Here is a 15,517-nt window from a genome sequence, read left to right as displayed (position 1 = left end):
CATATTCCCCGCTTAAGCCTGGTTCACAACTCTTAAAAAATCATCGTCATGGCGAAATCAGAGTAAACTTAAGTGAGGCCTCACAGGAGGAAACAACCATGAAACGCATAGTGATTCTGACGGCGCTGCTTCCGTTCGCCGCGCTCGCACAGCCGATTAACACCCTCAATAACCCGAACCAGCAGGGCTACGTCATTCCGAGCCAGCAGCGCATGCAGACGGAGATGATGAGCCAACAGCAGCAGCAAAAAGGGATGCTGAACCAGCAGCTAAGAACGCAGACCCAGATGCAGCAGCAGAACCTGCAAAACCAGATGAACGCCAACACGCAGCGCGTTCAGCAGGGTCAGATGCGCGAGCAGCCGCTGCAGAATAAAAACGGCGGGATGCTCGGCGGGGGAAGCACGCTAAACGGCGGCCAGCAGCACATGCTTACGCCGCCGTCGAACGGCAATATGCTCAATAATCCGCAGAACTAAAGTTCGGGCCAATCCGGTCAATCGCATCGGTACAGATGCTGTCCACGCCCCAGCGCAGCAGCTCGGCTGCGCGCTGGGGCCTGTTGACAGTATAAACCAGAATATACAGGCCTGCATCTTTCAGCGCCTTCACGCGCGCCTCGTCCAGCAGGCGGTGGTTGAGGTGAATCGACACGCAGCCTAAGCGGGTCGTTAGCTCACGCCAGTCTTCGCGCCATTCGTCCAGCAGCAGCCCGCGCGGCAGTTCCGGCACGGCGGCCTGCGCGGCTTCCAGCGCATCAATTTCGAACGATGACAGCAGCGGCGCGGTCATCCCCTGCCACAGCTCGCGCGCGGCGAGGGCAATCGCTTTACCGGTCAGCGGCCCCGTCCCGGTGGTTGGTTTGATTTCGATATTGGCCATCATGCCGTGCTGGCGGCAGCGGTCCGCCACGTCCGCCAGCCGCGCCAGCGGCTCGCCTTTAAACTCGCCGCTGAACCAGCTTCCGGCGTCCACCTTCAGCAGATCGCGCCACGGCAATTCACCCGCCACGCCCCAGCCGTTGCTGGTGCGCTCGAGGTTGTCGTCGTGCAGCAAAAATATCTCGCCGTCTTTCGACAGCTTGGCGTCAAATTCGATCATCGTGTGACCGAAACGCGCGCCCACATCAATTGCTGCCAGGGTGTTCTCCGGCGCCAGCTTGCCGCCGCCGCGGTGGGCGACGATGTGGGGGTAAGGCCAGTTGCTCATATGCGTTGTCCTGTTTCACCGTCAAAAAAGTGCAGGTGATTTTCCGGCAGATGCAGCCACAGCGTGCTGCCTGCTTTCGGGCGCTCCTGATGGGCCAGGCGCACCACCATTTTTTGTTCGCCCCAGCGTCCGTGTGCGAGGTTGTCTGCACCCAGCATCTCCAGCGTGTCCATCACCAGCGGCACGCCGCCGTCCGCCTGAGAGGTCAGGCCGATGTGCTCCGGGCGAATGCCGAGCGTCATTTTACGCCCTGCGTAGCCACGATAGTACCAGCTGATCGGCAACGCCATCCCGCTTTCCAGCTCAAAGTGCGTGCCCGCCGTGCTGATGCGCCCGTCCAGCAGGTTCATCGCCGGGCTGCCGATAAAGCTCGCCACGAAGCGGCTGGCCGGCTTTTCGTACACCTCAACCGGCGTGCCGATCTGCTCGGCGACGCCTTTGTTCATCACCATCACGCGCTGGGCGAGGGTCATGGCTTCGACCTGATCGTGCGTGACGTACAGCGACGTCGTTTTCAGACGACGGTGCAGCTGCTGCAGCTCAAGGCGCATCTGCACGCGCAGCTTGGCGTCGAGGTTAGAGAGCGGCTCGTCGAACAGGAACACCGCCGGATCGCGCACGATGGCGCGCCCCATCGCCACGCGCTGGCGCTGGCCGCCGGAGAGCTCGCGCGGGCGGCGCTTGAGCAGGCCGTCCAGCTCCAGGATGCGCGCCGCCTCCTTCACGCGCTCGTCGATGTGGCCTTTGCCCATGCCCCGGATTTTCAGCCCCCAGGCCATGTTCTCCTCCACGCTCATGTGCGGATAGAGGGCGTAGTTCTGGAACACCATTGCGATGCCGCGATCTTTCGGCTCCATCTCGGTGACGCGCTGGCGGTCAATCCAGATATCGCCGGAGGTGACGCGCTCCAGCCCCGCCACCATGCGCAGCAGCGTGGATTTGCCGCAGCCGGACGGGCCGACCATCACGATAAACTCGCCGTCCGCCACGTCGAGCGTCAGCGGCTGAATCACCTGGGTTTTGCCGTCCCAGCTTTTGGTTACTGCCTGAAGTTTTAAACCTGCCATCTTATTTCTCGCTATCGACCAGGCCGCGGACAAACGCGCGCTGCATGGCTAAAACAATGACTACGGGTGGGATAAGGGTGAGCAGCATCGCCGCCATCACCTGGTTCCAGAGGGTGGTGCCTTCGCCGGTGGCGATCATGCCCTTGATGCCCGCCACGGCGGTGCCGAGATTCACGTCCTGAACAATCAGCAGCGGCCACAGGTACTGGTTCCAGCCGTAGATAAAGGTGATCACAAACAGCGCCGCGAGGTTGGTTTTCGACAGCGGCAGCACGATGTCGCGGAAGAAGCGCATCGGCGACGCGCCGTCGATGCGCGCGGCTTCAATCAGCTCGTCCGGCAGGGTCATAAAGAACTGGCGGAACAGGAAGGTGGCGGTCGCCGAGGCCATCAGCGGCAGGGTTAAGCCCGCGTAGCTGTCGAGCATCTTCAGGTTGGCGATCACCTCCACCGTCGGGAAGATACGCACCTCCACCGGCAGCATCAGGGTGATGAAGATCATCCAGAAGAACAGGTTGCGCAGCGGAAAGCGGAACCAGACGATGGCGAAGGCCGAGAGCATCGACACCGTGATTTTGCCGACCGTGATGCCGAACGCCATGATGAAGCTGTTAAGCATCATCAGCCAGAACGGCGCGCTGTTGGCGCCCACGCCCTGGGTCCAGATGGTCTTCATGTTTTCGAAAAGGTGGCCGCCGGGGATCAGCGTCATCGGCGTGTCAAACACCGCTTTGGTGTCGAGCGTGGCGGCGACAAACGCCACGTACAGCGGGAACAGAATGACGATAATCCCCAGAATTAGCATGGTGTGGCTGAAAATCGTCAGCCCGCGACGGTTCTCAATCATTGGTAGCGCACCTTACTTTCAACGTAGCGGAACTGCACCACCGTGAGGATGATGACGAGGAACATCAGCACGACGGACTGCGCGGCGGAGGCCGAGAGATCCAGCCCGGCAAAGCCTTCGCGGTAGATCTTATAAATTAGCGTCGTGGTCGCCTGCACCGGGCCGCCCGCGGTGGCGGCGTCGATCACCGGGAAGGTGTCGAAGAAGGCGTACACCAGGTTGACCACCAGCAGGAAGAAGCTCACCGGGGCGATCAGCGGCAGCGACAGCCGGAAGAAGCGGCGAACCGGGCCCGCGCCGTCAATCGCGGCGGCTTCCACCAGCGAGCGCGGGATGGACTGCAGCGCGGCGAAGAAGAACAGGAAGTTGTAGCTGATCTGCTTCCAGACGGAGGCGAACACCACCAGGAACATCGCCTGACCGCTGTTCTGGGCGTGGTTCCAGTCGTAGCCGAATTCGGCCAGAAAGTGGGTAATCAGCCCGCGCCCCGGGTTAAACAGGAAGATCCACAGCACGGCGGCGACGGCGGGGGCGACGGCGTAGGGCAGCAGCATCAGGGTCTGATACAGGCGGCTGCCGCGCACCACGTAATCCACCAGCGCGGCGAAAAACAGCGACGCGACAAGACCGCTCACGGTGACCAGCGCGCTGAACTTGATCGTCGTCCAGAAGGAGTCCAGATAGTAGCCGTCGTGGAACAGCGCGGTGAAGTTATCCAGGCCAACAAACTGGCTGGACAGCCCGAACGGATCGACGCTTTGCACCGAGTACCACAGCGCTTCGCCCGCGGGCCAGATGAAGAAAATAACGGTGATGACCAGCTGCGGCGCGACCAGCAGATAGGGCAGCCAGCGGGAGCGGAACACCGGACGGGATGAGGACATTGAGATTACGTTCCTGAACAATGCCGGGTGGCGGCTACGCCTTACCCGGCCTACAAAACATACCCCTCACCCCGGCCCTCTCCCCAAAGGGGCGAGGGAGAAAAGACGGCTCCGGGCAGTCCCCTCTCCCCGATGGGGAGCGGGGTAGGGGGGGGGGGGTTTTTTTTTTAAGTTTTAGTCGGCTGCTCAAAGCGGCGCAGCAGCTGGTTCCCGCGCTCAACCGCGGAGTCCAGCGCCTGCTGCGGGGTTTTCTTCCCGGTCCAGACGCTTTCCAGCTCTTCATCCACGATGGTGCGGATCTGCGGCATGTTGCCCAGGCGAAGGCCCTTGGTGAACGGCAGCGGCGGCTTGTTCAGCATCTGACGCGTCGCGATATCCGCGCCCGGGTTCTTGCTGTAGAAACCCTGCTCGCGGGTCAAGTCGTATGCGGCTTTGGTGATCGGCAGGTAGCCGGTCTTCTGATGCCATTCGGCGGCAATCTCAGGCTTCGCCAGGAAGTCGAGGAACTCGGCCACGCCTTTATAGGTGCCTTTGTCTTTGCCCTGCATCACCCACAGGCTCGCCCCGCCGATGATGGCGTTCTGCGGCGCGCCCTTCACGTCCGCGTCGTACGGCATCATGCCCACGCCGTAGTTGAATTTGGCGTAATGACGGATGTCCGCCAGCGAGCCGGACGAGGCGGTGGTAATGGCGCAGTCGCCGTTGTAGAACTTCTCGGTGGATTCGTCCTTACGCCCGAAGTAGCTGAAATCGCCCTTCTTGTTGAGCTCTTCCAGCAGCGCGATGTGCTTCACCTGCTCCGGCTTGTTGAACTCCAGCACCGCGTCGGTGCCGTCGAAGCCGTTGTTTTTGGTGGCGACCGGCAGGCCGTGCCAGGCGCTGAAGTTCTCAATCTGGATCCAGCCCTGCCAGCCGCTGGCGTAGCCGCACTTCATCCCCGCCGCTTTCAGCTTCGCGGTGTACTCGGCGAGATCCTGCCAGGTTTTTGGCGGCTGCTCCGGGTCTAACCCCGCCTTCTTGAAGGCGTCTTTGTTGTAGTACAGCACCGGCGTGGAGCTGTTAAACGGCTGCGACAGCAGGTGGCCGGTTTTGGAATCGGTGTAGTAGCCGGAAACGGTCGGCACGAACTGGGATTCGTCGAAGTTAATGCCCGCGTCTTTGAACACTTCGTACACCGGCTTGATCGCTTTGGAGGCCATCATGGTGGCGGTGCCCACTTCGTAAACCTGTAACAGCGCAGGGGCGTTACCGGTACGGAAGGCGGCGATGCCCGCGCTCAGGCTCTGCTCGTAGTTGCCTTTATACACCGGCACAATTTTGTAATCCGGATGGGCGTCGTTGAAACGCTGCGCCAGGGAGTCAACCTCTTTCCCCAGCTCCCCTTCCATGGAATGCCAGAACGGAATGGTGGTGACGGCCATTGCGTTGGACGCAAAAGCCAGACCGATTGCCAGACCCAAAGCCGTGTGTCGTAACGATGTCATTGTCATCTCTCTTATTGTGCCGGGATGCGCGATATCACGCGTTTTATGCTCGCGAGGTAACATGACATGCGCGAATGACAGAAAAATAACCGTTTGTTTGCAGATAAGTGACAGCCAGGCGTCAGGGGGATGATGGTTGTGTGAAAGGGATCGGTGCGGTTTGATGCCCTCACCCCGGCCCTCTCCCACAGGGCTGAGGGATCCCCAGTAATATGGTCATACCTCCATGACCATATTACTGTACTCCTTTCCCACTCTTTTCAACTCGTTACCTATATTCAGCCGCCTCACTCTCCGGGGGTCATGCCTGATCACTTCCTCTGCCAGCCTCAGGTAAGACAGAACCCGCCTGCACCGGATGCTGCTTGCCTGATAGTGCCAGTGCAGCCGCTGTTTTTCCGCCCTGTAGCCCGCCAGCCACATCACCAGGCTTGCCATCGCCGCCACCATATTCAGTACTTCCAGCCGCCCTTTCCCCTGACTCCGGCTTAGCCTCAGGCCGAACCCGAACCGGGGGCTTTTGTCGTCCCGGAAGTTTTGCTCTATCTGCATTCTGCGGCTGTACAGCGCCATTATCTGGTATGGCTCCAGTTCCTGCGCATTACTGAACAGCAGCCACGGCTCCTGCGCGCTGCTGCGGTGTTCCCGCTGTGTTTTCGGCATCCCTCCCTTACCATGACGTCCCACTCCGGGACGTTTATGCAGGTAAAACCTGCCGTAACAGGGCGTGCGCGGTTTACGGGACAGAACGCCGTAACCCACATATGTCGGCGTCTGACTGGCCTGCAGCTCGCTGATTTTCATCCATTTTCCCTCGCCCTCCAGCCGGAAGCTAATGCAGCCCCTGACCCGGCCAGTGAAGGTCCAGCCCAGATGAGCAACATGACGGAACCAGTCCGTCCTGAAGCCTGCGTCTGTAATGACAGTGACGGGTTTATCTTTCGGGATGGCATCATGGAGACGCTCAAGGAGGCGGCACTGGACGTCGCTGTTCTGAGCCCGCTCGGCGGGAACGAGTTCGCTCATAAGCGGAAGTGAGCGCCCGTTACAGACCAGACTTGCCCGCAGAAGATGCCAGTTCCTGTCATGCCAGCCGGTCCAGTCGACGGCGATAACACAAAAGGGCATCAGGGACGTGATGGCATGGGTGAGCATATGCTGGATACGGGGAATATCGCGATGAAGGGCAGTATTGCCCAGGGCACGATCGACACGTTTAATTTTATTTTTGACGTGCGCCCTGCCGGGAAGGGTGCGACCGAGGCTGGTCAGGGTCAGGCTGGCACCGTGTGTAAGGGCGACAGCCATGGAAACAAGGACGTTAATCCGGAAGGAATGGATACCGGATAAAGACGAGGAGAAAAATCTCTGGCAGACTGTATGTAAAGGCACGATGAGGTCTCTTCTGTTTTGTTGGCGCAATCAGTAGATCACACTTCATCGTGCTTTTCATTTTTCTGGGGAACCCTCAGCCCACAGGGAGAGGGAGAAAACCGATCGGTTCCCTCTCCCTTGAGGGAGAGGGTTAGGGTGAGGGGGAAACGCGATTAACCGCCTAAATACGCGCTCCGCACCGCCTCGTTCGCCAGCAGCGCGTCGCCGGTATCCTCCAGCACCACGCGGCCGTTTTCCAGCACGTAGCCGCGGTCGGCGAGCTTCAGCGCCTGGTTGGCGTTCTGCTCCACGAGGAAGATGGTCATCCCCTCCTTGCGCAGCTGTTCGATGGTGTCGAAGATCTGCTGGATGATGATCGGCGCAAGACCGAGCGACGGTTCGTCCAGCAGCAGCAGGCGCGGCTGGCTCATCAGCGCGCGGCCAATCGCCAGCATCTGCTGCTCGCCGCCGGACATGGTGCCCGCGCGCTGGATGCGGCGCTCCCACAGGCGCGGGAAGAGTTCATACACCCACTTGATGCGGGTCTGAAACTCGTCGCGGTGGGCGAAGAAGCCGCCCATCGCCAGATTCTCTTCCACCGTCATGCGGGAGAAGACGCGGCGCCCTTCCGGCACAATCGCGACTGCCTCGCGCATGATTTTTGCGGTCTGCCAGTCGGTAATGTCTTTGCCATCAAACACAATCCGCCCGCTGGTGGCGCGCGGGTCGCCGCACAGGGTGCCGAGCAGCGTGGTTTTGCCCGCGCCGTTGGCCCCGATCAGGGTGACGATTTCTCCCTGATTGATATGCAGGCTGACGTCGTGCAGCGCCTGGATCTTGCCGTAGTGCGCGTTGACCCCGTCGAACGTTAACATCGCTTTTTCCATCTTATGCCTCACCCAGGTATGCGCGGATCACGTCCGGGTTGTTGCGGATCTCTTCCGGCGTACCGTTTGCCAGCGGCGTGCCCTGGTTTACCACGTAAATACGGTCCGAAATGCCCATCACCAGCTTCATGTCGTGCTCAATCAGCAGGATGGTGGTGTCGTGACGATCGCGCAGCTCGGCGATCAGCTCGTCCAGCTCCTTGGTCTCTTTCGGGTTGAGGCCCGCCGCCGGTTCGTCGAGCATCAGGATTTCCGGCTGGGTGACCATGCAGCGCACGATCTCCAGACGGCGCTGGTCGCCGTAGGCCAGGTTGCTCGCCTGGCGGTTGGCGTGCTGGAGCAGGCCGATACGGTCGAGCCAGGTGGCGGCGCGGTCCAGCGCTTCCTCCTGCGCGCGGCGAAACGCCGGGGTTTTCAGCAGGCCGGAGAAGACGCCCGTTTTGAGCTGCTGATGCTGCGCCACCAGCAGGTTTTCAATCACCGTCATTTCGCGGAACAGGCGCACGTGCTGGAACGTTCGCACCACGCCCATGCGGGCAATCTGCTGGCCCGACAGCCCTTCAAGGTGCTGGTCGCGCAGCATGATGGTGCCGCCCGTCGGCTTGTAGAAGCCGGTCAGGCAGTTGAACACCGTGGTTTTCCCCGCGCCGTTCGGGCCGATCAGGGAGACGATCTCTTTCTTATGCAGATCCAGAGAGACGTTGTTGACCGCCAGCAGGCCGCCAAAACGCATCATCAGGCCGTTTACGGATAATAATGGCTGACTCATGCCTGCTCTCCTTTTACTTCCGCATCTTTAAGCTTCAGCTGCGGACGGGTCATCGGCAGCAGGCCCTGCGGACGCCAGATCATCATCAGCACCATCAGGCCGCCCAGCATCAGCATGCTGTATTCGTTAAAGTCGCGCATCAGCTCGCGCGAGACCACCAGCAGGATGGCGGCGAGGATAACGGCGAACTGCGAGCCCATGCCGCCCAGCACCACGATCGCCAGCACGAAGGCGGACTCGGCAAAGGTGAACGATTCCGGGCTGACGAAGCCCTGACGCGCGGCAAACAGCGTTCCGGCGAAACCGGCAAACGCGGCGCTGATGGTGAACGCGGTCAGCTTGATGCGGGTCGGGTTCAGGCCCAGCGAGCGGCAGGCGATTTCATCTTCGCGCAACGCTTCCCACGCGCGGCCCAGCGGCATGCGCAGCAGGCGGTTGATCACGAACAGCGTAATCACCACCAGCAGCAGCGCCACCAGGTAGAGCCAAATTACTCGGTCGGACGGGTCGTACTTGATGCCAAAGAAGTTGCTGAAGGTGTCCCAGCCGCCTTCGCGGGCGGTGCGGCTGAACTCCAGGCCGAAGAAGGTCGGTTTCGGGATCTGGCTGATGCCGTTCGGGCCGCCGGTCACTTCGGTGTTGTTCAGCAGCAGGATACGGACGATTTCGCCAAAGCCTAAGGTCACAATCGCCAGGTAGTCGCCGCGCAGGCGCAGCACCGGGAAGCCGAGCAGGAAGCCTGCGGCGGCAGAGACCAGCCCCGCCAGCGGCAGGCAGGTCCAGAAGCCGAGGCCGTAATAGTGGTTCAACAGCGCGAAGGTGTAGGCACCGATGGCGTAGAAGCCGCCGTAGCCCAGCACCAGCAGGCCGGAAAGCCCCACCACCACGTTCAGGCCGAGCCCCAGAATCACGTAGATCATGGTCAGGGTGGCGATATCCACCGTCCCGCGCGACACCACGAACGGCCACGCCACGGCGGCCACCAGCAGCGCCACGAGGAACAGCTTTTGCTTCACGGTGGAGCCGTCGATCGCCGGCAGGACGAATTTAGGCCCGGAGACGTTTTTCAGCGTCTTCTGGAACAGCGGACGCAGCAGCTGGAACAGGAATACCACGGCGGTGCCGATAAACACCCACTGCCAGCGGATGTCAGGTGCGGTATCGACCACCAGCTTAGTGCCGTCGAGCTCCAGCTGGACGCCCATAAAGACGCCCGCCAGCACGAAAAACATGGCGGCAGAGAGCAGCGCCATTGCAAAATGCATCGGTTTCATACTTTCTCTACCTCCGGACGGCCCAGAATACCGGTAGGCATCACCAGCAGAACCAGAATCAGCAGGGCAAACGACACCACGTCTTTGTATTCGGTGCTCAGGTACGCCGAGGAGAGCGCTTCCGCCACGCCCAGGATCAGGCCGCCGATCATCGCCCCCGGAATGCTGCCGATGCCGCCCAGTACCGCCGCGGTGAAGGCCTTCATTCCGGCCATAAAGCCGATGTACGGGTTGATTACGCCGTAGAACTGGCCGAGCAGCACGCCCGCCACCGCCGCCATCGCCGCGCCGATCACGAAGGTCAGCGCAATCACGCGGTCAGTGTTGATGCCGAGCAGGCTCGCCATCTTCAGGTCTTCCGCGCAGGCGCGGCAGGCGCGCCCCATGCGGGAGTAGCGGATGAAAATAGTCAGGGCGAGCATCGCGAGGAAGGTCACCACCCAAATCACCAGCTGCATGGTGGTAATCGACGCGGAGAAGTTTTCGCTCGCGCCCACAATCCACTGGCCGTTGAACAGGCTCGGCAGCGCCACGTCGCGCGAGCCTTCGGTCAGGCTGACGTAGTTTTGCAGGAAGATGGACATCCCGATCGCGGAGATCAGCGCAATCAGGCGCTTGGAGCTGCGCACGGGCCGGTAGGCCACGCGCTCGATGCTCCAGCCGTAGGCGCTGGCGATCACAATCGCGCCGACGAACCCGGCGGCGACCAGCAGCCAGCTGCTGTCGATGCCCATCATCATCAGCGCGGCGATAATCATAAAGGAGACGTAGCTGCCGATCATGTACACCTCGCCGTGGGCGAAGTTGATCATGCCGATAATGCCGTAAACCATCGTGTAGCCGATGGCGATCAGCGCGTAGGTGCTTCCCAGCGTGACGCCGTTAAACATCTGCTGCAGGAAATAGAGAAACTGCTCGGACATATGCAAACCTTTTTAAACCCGCCCGGCGGTCCGGGCGGTGGGATAATTATTTGGCGGCCGAGGAAGAACCGTCGGCGTGCCACTTAAAGACACCAAATTCAAATCCCTTCAGATCGCCTTTCTCATCCCAGTTCAGCGGCCCAATCACGGTGTTCGCCCCGTGCGCTTTCAAATCTTTCACCAGATCCAGCGGCTCTTTGCTGCCGGTACGGTCCATTGCCGTTGCCAGCGACTGCACGGCGGCGTAGGTGATCCAGACGTACGGACCGCTCGGATCTTTCTTCTGCGCCTTCAGCGCGTCCACGATAGCCTTGTTCGCCGGATCCTGGTCATAGCGTTTTGGCATCGTGACCAGCATGCCCTCGGCAGAATCCCCCGCGATGTTAGACAGCGAGGCGTTGCCCACGCCCTCTGGCCCCATAAACTGGGTTTTCAGGCCGGTGGCGCGCGCCTGGCGCAGCATCTGGCCCATTTCCGGGTAGTAGCCGCCGTAGTAAACGAAGTCGATATTCTCTTTTTGCAGGCGGGCAATCAGCGCCGAGAAGTCTTTCTCGCCCGCGGTAATGCCGTCGAAGAAGACGATGTTCGCGCCGCCTTTTTTCAGGCCGTCCTGCACGGAGCGGGCCAGCCCTTCGCCGTACTGCTGTTTGTCATGAATAATGGCAATGCGCTGCGGCTTGACGGTCTCGAGGATGTATTTCGCGGCGGTCGGTCCCTGCGAGGAGTCCAGACCGGCGGTGCGCATGATGTGTTCGTAGCCGCGCTGGGTCAGCTCCGGGTTGGTTGCGCCCGGGGTGATCATCAGAATGCCTTCGTCTTCATAGATATCGGACGCGGGCTGCGTGGAGGATGAGCACAGGTGGCCAATCACGTACTGGATGCCGTCATTGACGATTTTGTTGGCAACCGCAACGGCCTGTTTCGGATCGCAGGCGTCGTCGTATTCCACCGCCACCAGCTTGTCGCCCTTGATGCCGCCCTTGGCGTTAATGTCTTTGATCGCCTGGCGCGCGCCGTTGAACTCCATATCGCCCCACTGAGCAACCGGGCCGGACATCGCGCCGACCACGGCAACTTTGATGTCATCAGCCAGTGCAGACTGTGAAATCGCCAGTGCAACCATTCCCGCGATCAATGCTTTCGCGTTCCTTTTCATTTCAGAATCCCCATTCGTGACGTGATGTTTATATTTTGTTTTATTATGGTTAAAAAGCATTCTGTACTTTTAATGAACAACGCTATTTTTACCAGTGCCCTTAATGGTTTAGCGCAGTTTTTTAGTAAAAACCAGACTAAAATCTCTATTTTTCAGGCGATTAAGAAAAGATAATATTCTGAAATCAGGCAGAGATAAACAAATAAAAGCGCGGTTTGCAGCATAAAATAACGGGATATTAGGCGGAACAAATCACTGCCGTTTAGGTTAAAATCCTGCTTATTTTTCGATCCATACGTTTTCGAACTGCACAACGCGCCGCCAAAAAACTAATCACCTGGTTAATGGGTTAAAAAGAGAAAGCCGCTGAATGGATAAATTGAGTACACTGCTCGCACTTTTTTTGACGTGGACAAGCTGCTAATGAAACTGACTATCGTTCGTCTGGTGACCTTTAGCGACCAGGATCGTATCGACCTGGGCAAAATCTGGCCGGAGTATTCCTCTTCATCACTGAGCGTGGATGAAAACCATCGCATCTACGCCGCGCGCTTTAACGAACGCCTGCTGGCCGCCGTGCGCGTCACGCTGAGCGGCACGCAGGGCGCGCTGGACTCGCTGCGCGTGCGCGAGGTCACCCGCCGTCGCGGCGTGGGGCAGTATTTGATTGAAGAGGTGATTCGCGAAAACCCGAGCGTGACCTCCTGGTGGATGGCCGACGTGGGCGTGGAAGATCGCGGCGTGATGGCGGCGTTTATGCAGGCGTTAGGGTTTACGGCGCAGGTTAATGGGTGGGAGAAGCGGTAAAAAAAGCCGGGTGGCGGCTGCGCCTTACCCGGCCTACAATTTCCACCACATTTTCCCAAATATGGGGAGATGTGTGCGGCCTGATGCCCTCACCCCGGCCCTCTCCCACGGGGAGAGGGAGAAAACACTAAAAAAAGGCAACATACGTTGCCTTTTTGCTTTTATTTGGCGTCTGTCGCCGTACCGTTCGCATGCCAGTCAAACACGCCGAACTCGAAGCCCTTCAGATCGCCCTTCTCATCCCACGACAGCGGCCCCATCACGGTATCCACCTTGTTCGCCTTCAGCCATTTGGCGATTTCCGCCGGATCGGCTGACTGGTTCAGGCCCGCCTGCAGAGACTGCAGCGCGGCGTAGGTGGTCCAGACGAACGCGCCGCTTGGATCCTGTTTCTTGGCCTTGATCGCATCAACAACCGGTTTGTTCGCTGGCACCTGGTCGTAGTTCTTCGGCTTGGTCACCAGCAGGCCTTCGGCTGATTCACCGGCGATGTTAGACAGGGACACGTTCGCTACGCCTTCCGGGCCCATGAACTGGGTTTTCAGGCCGGCCGCGCGCGCCTGGCGCAGGATCTGGCCCATTTCCGGGTGGTAGCCGCCGTAATAAACAAAGTCGATGTTCTCTTTCTTCAGGCGCGCCACCAGGGTGGAGAAGTCTTTTTCACCGGCGGTGATGCCGTCAAAGAACACTACGTCCGCGTTGGCTTTCTTCAGGTTGTCCTGCACGGAGCGCGCCAGACCTTCGCCGTACTGCTGCTTGTCATGCACAATCGCGATGCGCTTCGGCTTCACCTTCTCGACGATGTATTTCGCGGCGGTTGGCCCCTGATCGGAGTCGAGGCCGGTAGTGCGCAGAATCAGCTTATAGCCGCGCGCGGTCAGCTCCGGCGCGGTCGCCGCCGGGGTGATCATCAGAATGCCTTCGTCTTCGTAGATGTCAGACGCTGGCTGAGTAGAAGAAGAACACAGGTGGCCGATAACGTATTTGATCCCGTCGTTCACCACTTTGTTTGCGACCGCGACCGCCTGCTTCGGGTCACACGCGTCGTCATATTTTACGATCTGCAGCTTTTCGCCCTTGATGCCGCCCTTGGCATTAATGTCGGCAACCGCCTGCTCGGCGCCGGTAAATTCCTGGTCGCCGTACTGCGCTACCGGGCCGGACATCGCGCCGACCACGGCCACTTTAATATCCGCCTGCGCCATGGAGCTGAATGCCAAGGCCATACATCCTGCCAGTAACGCTTTACCCTTCATATTCATCCTGAGATTCCCCATTATTATGGTTATTACGATTGTTGTGATGTTGTTGTGTAGCGCTTTATTTCAATTATAGGTGTGCCGCTCGCGCTTTTTCAGCATACTCTGCTAAAACATACCCCATTTTTATGATTTTGGAATAGATAATTTGAAATGTATATATGCTACGCCCGGCCGCGGTGACGGCCGGGCGTTTGGCTTTAACGAGTCAGCGCCGCAGAAATAATATCCAGCGCCTCGCGGAACTGCGCTTCGGGAATGGTGAGCGGATAGAGGAAGCGAATCACGTTGCCGTAGACGCCGCAGCTTAGCAGCAGCAGCCCCTGCTGGAGCGCGCGCTCCTGCACCTGGCGGGTGAACTCCGGCGACGGCTGGCCGGTGTGCGGATCGTTAAATTCCACCGCCACCATCGAGCCCTGGGCGCGGATATCGGCGATATACTGACACTGGCCTTTGGCCTTATTCAGCACTTCAACGAGGTGATGCCCAAGGTGCGACGCGCGCGTGCAGAGATCCTCTTCGTCAATAACGTCCAGCACCGCGTGCGCGGCGGCAATCGCCAGCGGGTTCCCCGCGTAGGTGCCGCCTAAACCGCCGGGCGCAGGAGCGTCCATCACCTCCGCCCGACCGGACACCGCGGAGAGCGGCATCCCGCCCGCCAGGCTTTTCGCCATGGTAATCAGGTCCGGCTTCACGCAGTGGTTTTCCATCGAGAACAGTTTGCCGGTGCGCGCGAAGCCGGTTTGCACCTCGTCGGCAATCAGCAGAATGCCGTGGGTGTCGCACAGGGCGCGCAGCGCCTGCATGAAGTCCGCCGGGGCGACGTTAAACCCGCCCTCGCCCTGCACGGGCTCAAGCACGATCGCCGCCACCTGCTCGGGCGCGATATCCGCCTTAAACAGGCGCTCTACGCTTTTGATCGCCTCCTGCGAGCTCACGCCGTGCAGCGCGTTCGGGTACTGCGCGTGGTAAACCGAGCCGGGGAACGGGCCGAAGCCGATCTTATACGGCGCGACTTTACCCGTGAGCGCCATGGTCATGAACGTGCGCCCGTGGAACGCGCCGCCGAAGGTAATCAGCCCGGGGCGCCCGGTGTACGCACGGGCAATTTTCACCGCGTTTTCGACGGCTTCCGCGCCGGTGGAGAAGAAGGCCGTTTTGGCGGGGCCGTCAACCGGCACGCGGGCGTTGATGCGTTCCGCCAGCGCGACGTAGCCCTCGTAGGGGATAATCTGGTATGCGGTGTGGGTAAAGGCGTGGAGCTGTTTTTCGATGGCGGCAATGATTTTGGGATGGCGGTGGCCGGTATTGAGAACGGCGATCCCGGCGGCGAAATCGATGTACTCGTTGCCTTCCACGTCCCACACGGTGGCGTTTTCGGCTTTCTCGGCATAGAAGTTACACATCACCCCAATGCCGCGCGGCGTGGCCTGCACGCGCCGCTCGTTCAGTTCGTTATTCTTCACGGTCTCCCCCCTGATGATCGCATGCGTAGCGCATCAGTAAGTGTTTGCCAGGGGGTGACAATTCGCCAGAGCGGGCGCTAAAAAAACAGAACCCCCGGATTCACATCCAGG

16 protein-coding genes are annotated in these 15,517 nt (G+C 60.0%); 3 read left to right on the top strand and 13 right to left on the bottom strand.

Annotated features, from left to right (window positions below; all coding sequences use genetic code 11):
• Positions 1 to 98: 98 nt before the first annotated feature.
• On the top strand, positions 99 to 479 hold the full coding sequence (locus AB8804_RS17585; RefSeq protein WP_371188436.1) for a DUF2756 family protein: 381 nt from the start codon (positions 99 to 101) through the stop codon (positions 477 to 479).
• On the opposite strand, the gene ugpQ is transcribed toward AB8804_RS17585, so the two are convergent.
• From ugpQ to AB8804_RS17555, 6 genes are all read right to left on the bottom strand, one after another.
• Positions 460 to 1,209 (bottom strand): glycerophosphodiester phosphodiesterase, encoded by a 750-nt coding sequence (ugpQ, locus tag AB8804_RS17580; RefSeq protein ID WP_371188434.1) that lies wholly within the window; start codon positions 1,207 to 1,209, stop codon positions 460 to 462. The two genes, AB8804_RS17585 and ugpQ, sit on opposite strands and share 20 nt — an antisense overlap.
• On the bottom strand, positions 1,206 to 2,276 hold the full coding sequence (locus AB8804_RS17575) for a sn-glycerol-3-phosphate import ATP-binding protein UgpC (RefSeq protein WP_371188432.1): 1,071 nt from the start codon (positions 2,274 to 2,276) through the stop codon (positions 1,206 to 1,208). The genes ugpQ and AB8804_RS17575 overlap by 4 nt, the downstream gene beginning before the upstream one ends.
• 1 nt (position 2,277) lies before the next feature.
• Positions 2,278 to 3,123, bottom strand: a complete 846-nt coding sequence (ugpE, locus tag AB8804_RS17570; RefSeq protein ID WP_015571468.1) for a sn-glycerol-3-phosphate ABC transporter permease UgpE — start codon at positions 3,121 to 3,123, stop codon at positions 2,278 to 2,280.
• A complete protein-coding gene (gene ugpA / locus AB8804_RS17565) occupies positions 3,120 to 4,007 on the bottom strand; it encodes a sn-glycerol-3-phosphate ABC transporter permease UgpA (protein WP_371188429.1) in 888 nt (295 codons plus the stop codon). Before ugpA ends, ugpE begins: the two co-directional genes overlap by 4 nt.
• A 167-nt stretch (positions 4,008 to 4,174) precedes the next feature.
• Positions 4,175 to 5,491 carry a sn-glycerol-3-phosphate ABC transporter substrate-binding protein UgpB gene (ugpB, locus tag AB8804_RS17560; protein ID WP_371188427.1) on the bottom strand — a complete coding sequence of 439 codons (1,317 nt, stop codon included), beginning with the start codon at positions 5,489 to 5,491 and terminating at the stop codon, positions 4,175 to 4,177.
• Between the two features lie 216 nt (positions 5,492 to 5,707).
• Positions 5,708 to 6,712 carry an IS4 family transposase gene (locus tag AB8804_RS17555; RefSeq protein ID WP_371188481.1) on the bottom strand — a complete coding sequence of 335 codons (1,005 nt, stop codon included), beginning with the start codon at positions 6,710 to 6,712 and terminating at the stop codon, positions 5,708 to 5,710.
• On the opposite strand from AB8804_RS17555, the gene AB8804_RS17550 reads away from it, so the two are divergent.
• The gene (locus AB8804_RS17550; protein ID WP_371188483.1) at positions 6,635 to 6,841 is read left to right on the top strand and encodes a hypothetical protein; all 207 of its coding nucleotides are present in this window, start codon (positions 6,635 to 6,637) and stop codon (positions 6,839 to 6,841) included. The two genes, AB8804_RS17555 and AB8804_RS17550, sit on opposite strands and share 78 nt — an antisense overlap.
• A gap of 197 nt (positions 6,842 to 7,038) precedes the next feature.
• Here the strand turns inward: AB8804_RS17550 and livF are convergent, their stop codons facing one another.
• From livF to livK, 5 genes are read right to left on the bottom strand one after another with little or no spacing between them, the layout of a single operon-like run.
• Entirely contained in the window at positions 7,039 to 7,752 is a 714-nt protein-coding gene (gene livF / locus AB8804_RS17545; protein ID WP_371188425.1) for a high-affinity branched-chain amino acid ABC transporter ATP-binding protein LivF, read from the bottom strand.
• 1 nt (position 7,753) lies between these two features.
• Positions 7,754 to 8,521 carry a high-affinity branched-chain amino acid ABC transporter ATP-binding protein LivG gene (gene livG, locus AB8804_RS17540; RefSeq protein WP_371188423.1) on the bottom strand — a complete coding sequence of 256 codons (768 nt, stop codon included), beginning with the start codon at positions 8,519 to 8,521 and terminating at the stop codon, positions 7,754 to 7,756.
• Positions 8,518 to 9,795, bottom strand: coding sequence for a high-affinity branched-chain amino acid ABC transporter permease LivM (locus AB8804_RS17535; protein WP_371188421.1), 1,278 nt, complete (start codon positions 9,793 to 9,795; stop codon positions 8,518 to 8,520). The genes livG and AB8804_RS17535 overlap by 4 nt, the downstream gene beginning before the upstream one ends.
• Entirely contained in the window at positions 9,792 to 10,718 is a 927-nt protein-coding gene (gene livH / locus AB8804_RS17530; RefSeq protein WP_010436488.1) for a high-affinity branched-chain amino acid ABC transporter permease LivH, read from the bottom strand. The genes AB8804_RS17535 and livH overlap by 4 nt, the downstream gene beginning before the upstream one ends.
• A 46-nt stretch (positions 10,719 to 10,764) precedes the next feature.
• On the bottom strand, positions 10,765 to 11,874 hold the full coding sequence (gene livK / locus AB8804_RS17525) for a high-affinity branched-chain amino acid ABC transporter substrate-binding protein LivK (protein WP_371188419.1): 1,110 nt from the start codon (positions 11,872 to 11,874) through the stop codon (positions 10,765 to 10,767).
• Positions 11,875 to 12,297: 423 nt separating this feature from the next.
• On the opposite strand from livK, the gene panM reads away from it, so the two are divergent.
• Complete coding sequence (gene panM, locus AB8804_RS17520) at positions 12,298 to 12,681, top strand: aspartate 1-decarboxylase autocleavage activator PanM (RefSeq protein ID WP_371188417.1); 384 nt, start codon at positions 12,298 to 12,300, stop codon at positions 12,679 to 12,681.
• A 161-nt stretch (positions 12,682 to 12,842) separates the two neighbouring features.
• On the opposite strand, the gene livJ is transcribed toward panM, so the two are convergent.
• On the bottom strand, positions 12,843 to 13,943 hold the full coding sequence (gene livJ, locus AB8804_RS17515) for a branched chain amino acid ABC transporter substrate-binding protein LivJ (RefSeq protein ID WP_371188415.1): 1,101 nt from the start codon (positions 13,941 to 13,943) through the stop codon (positions 12,843 to 12,845).
• Between the two features lie 197 nt (positions 13,944 to 14,140).
• On the bottom strand, positions 14,141 to 15,406 hold the full coding sequence (locus AB8804_RS17510) for a 4-aminobutyrate--2-oxoglutarate transaminase (RefSeq protein WP_371188413.1): 1,266 nt from the start codon (positions 15,404 to 15,406) through the stop codon (positions 14,141 to 14,143).
• Positions 15,407 to 15,517 lie beyond the last annotated feature (111 nt).

This window comes from Enterobacter sp. KBR-315C3_2022, from assembly GCF_041399425.1.
Lineage (GTDB): Bacteria > Pseudomonadota > Gammaproteobacteria > Enterobacterales > Enterobacteriaceae > Enterobacter.
Note: the sequence above shows the minus strand (reverse complement) of the source record. Positions and strands in the feature narration are given on the sequence as shown.

What these genes read in the sequence shown, in the direction of transcription:
- AB8804_RS17535 (WP_371188421.1), bottom strand. Translation starts at nt 9,795, where the DNA reads ATGAAACCGATGCATTTTGCAATGGCGCTGCTCTCTGCCGCCATGTTT.
- ugpE (WP_015571468.1), bottom strand. Translation starts at nt 3,123, where the DNA reads ATGATTGAGAACCGTCGCGGGCTGACGATTTTCAGCCACACCATGCTA.
- livJ (WP_371188415.1), bottom strand. Translation starts at nt 13,943, where the DNA reads ATGAATATGAAGGGTAAAGCGTTACTGGCAGGATGTATGGCCTTGGCA.
- ugpA (WP_371188429.1), bottom strand. Translation starts at nt 4,007, where the DNA reads ATGTCCTCATCCCGTCCGGTGTTCCGCTCCCGCTGGCTGCCCTATCTG.
- AB8804_RS17585 (WP_371188436.1), top strand. Translation starts at nt 99, where the DNA reads ATGAAACGCATAGTGATTCTGACGGCGCTGCTTCCGTTCGCCGCGCTC.
- livF (WP_371188425.1), bottom strand. Translation starts at nt 7,752, where the DNA reads ATGGAAAAAGCGATGTTAACGTTCGACGGGGTCAACGCGCACTACGGC.
- livG (WP_371188423.1), bottom strand. Translation starts at nt 8,521, where the DNA reads ATGAGTCAGCCATTATTATCCGTAAACGGCCTGATGATGCGTTTTGGC.
- livH (WP_010436488.1), bottom strand. Translation starts at nt 10,718, where the DNA reads ATGTCCGAGCAGTTTCTCTATTTCCTGCAGCAGATGTTTAACGGCGTC.
- ugpQ (WP_371188434.1), bottom strand. Translation starts at nt 1,209, where the DNA reads ATGAGCAACTGGCCTTACCCCCACATCGTCGCCCACCGCGGCGGCGGC.
- AB8804_RS17550 (WP_371188483.1), top strand. Translation starts at nt 6,635, where the DNA reads ATGGGTGAGCATATGCTGGATACGGGGAATATCGCGATGAAGGGCAGT.
- panM (WP_371188417.1), top strand. Translation starts at nt 12,298, where the DNA reads ATGAAACTGACTATCGTTCGTCTGGTGACCTTTAGCGACCAGGATCGT.
- ugpB (WP_371188427.1), bottom strand. Translation starts at nt 5,491, where the DNA reads ATGACATCGTTACGACACACGGCTTTGGGTCTGGCAATCGGTCTGGCT.
- AB8804_RS17575 (WP_371188432.1), bottom strand. Translation starts at nt 2,276, where the DNA reads ATGGCAGGTTTAAAACTTCAGGCAGTAACCAAAAGCTGGGACGGCAAA.
- livK (WP_371188419.1), bottom strand. Translation starts at nt 11,874, where the DNA reads ATGAAAAGGAACGCGAAAGCATTGATCGCGGGAATGGTTGCACTGGCG.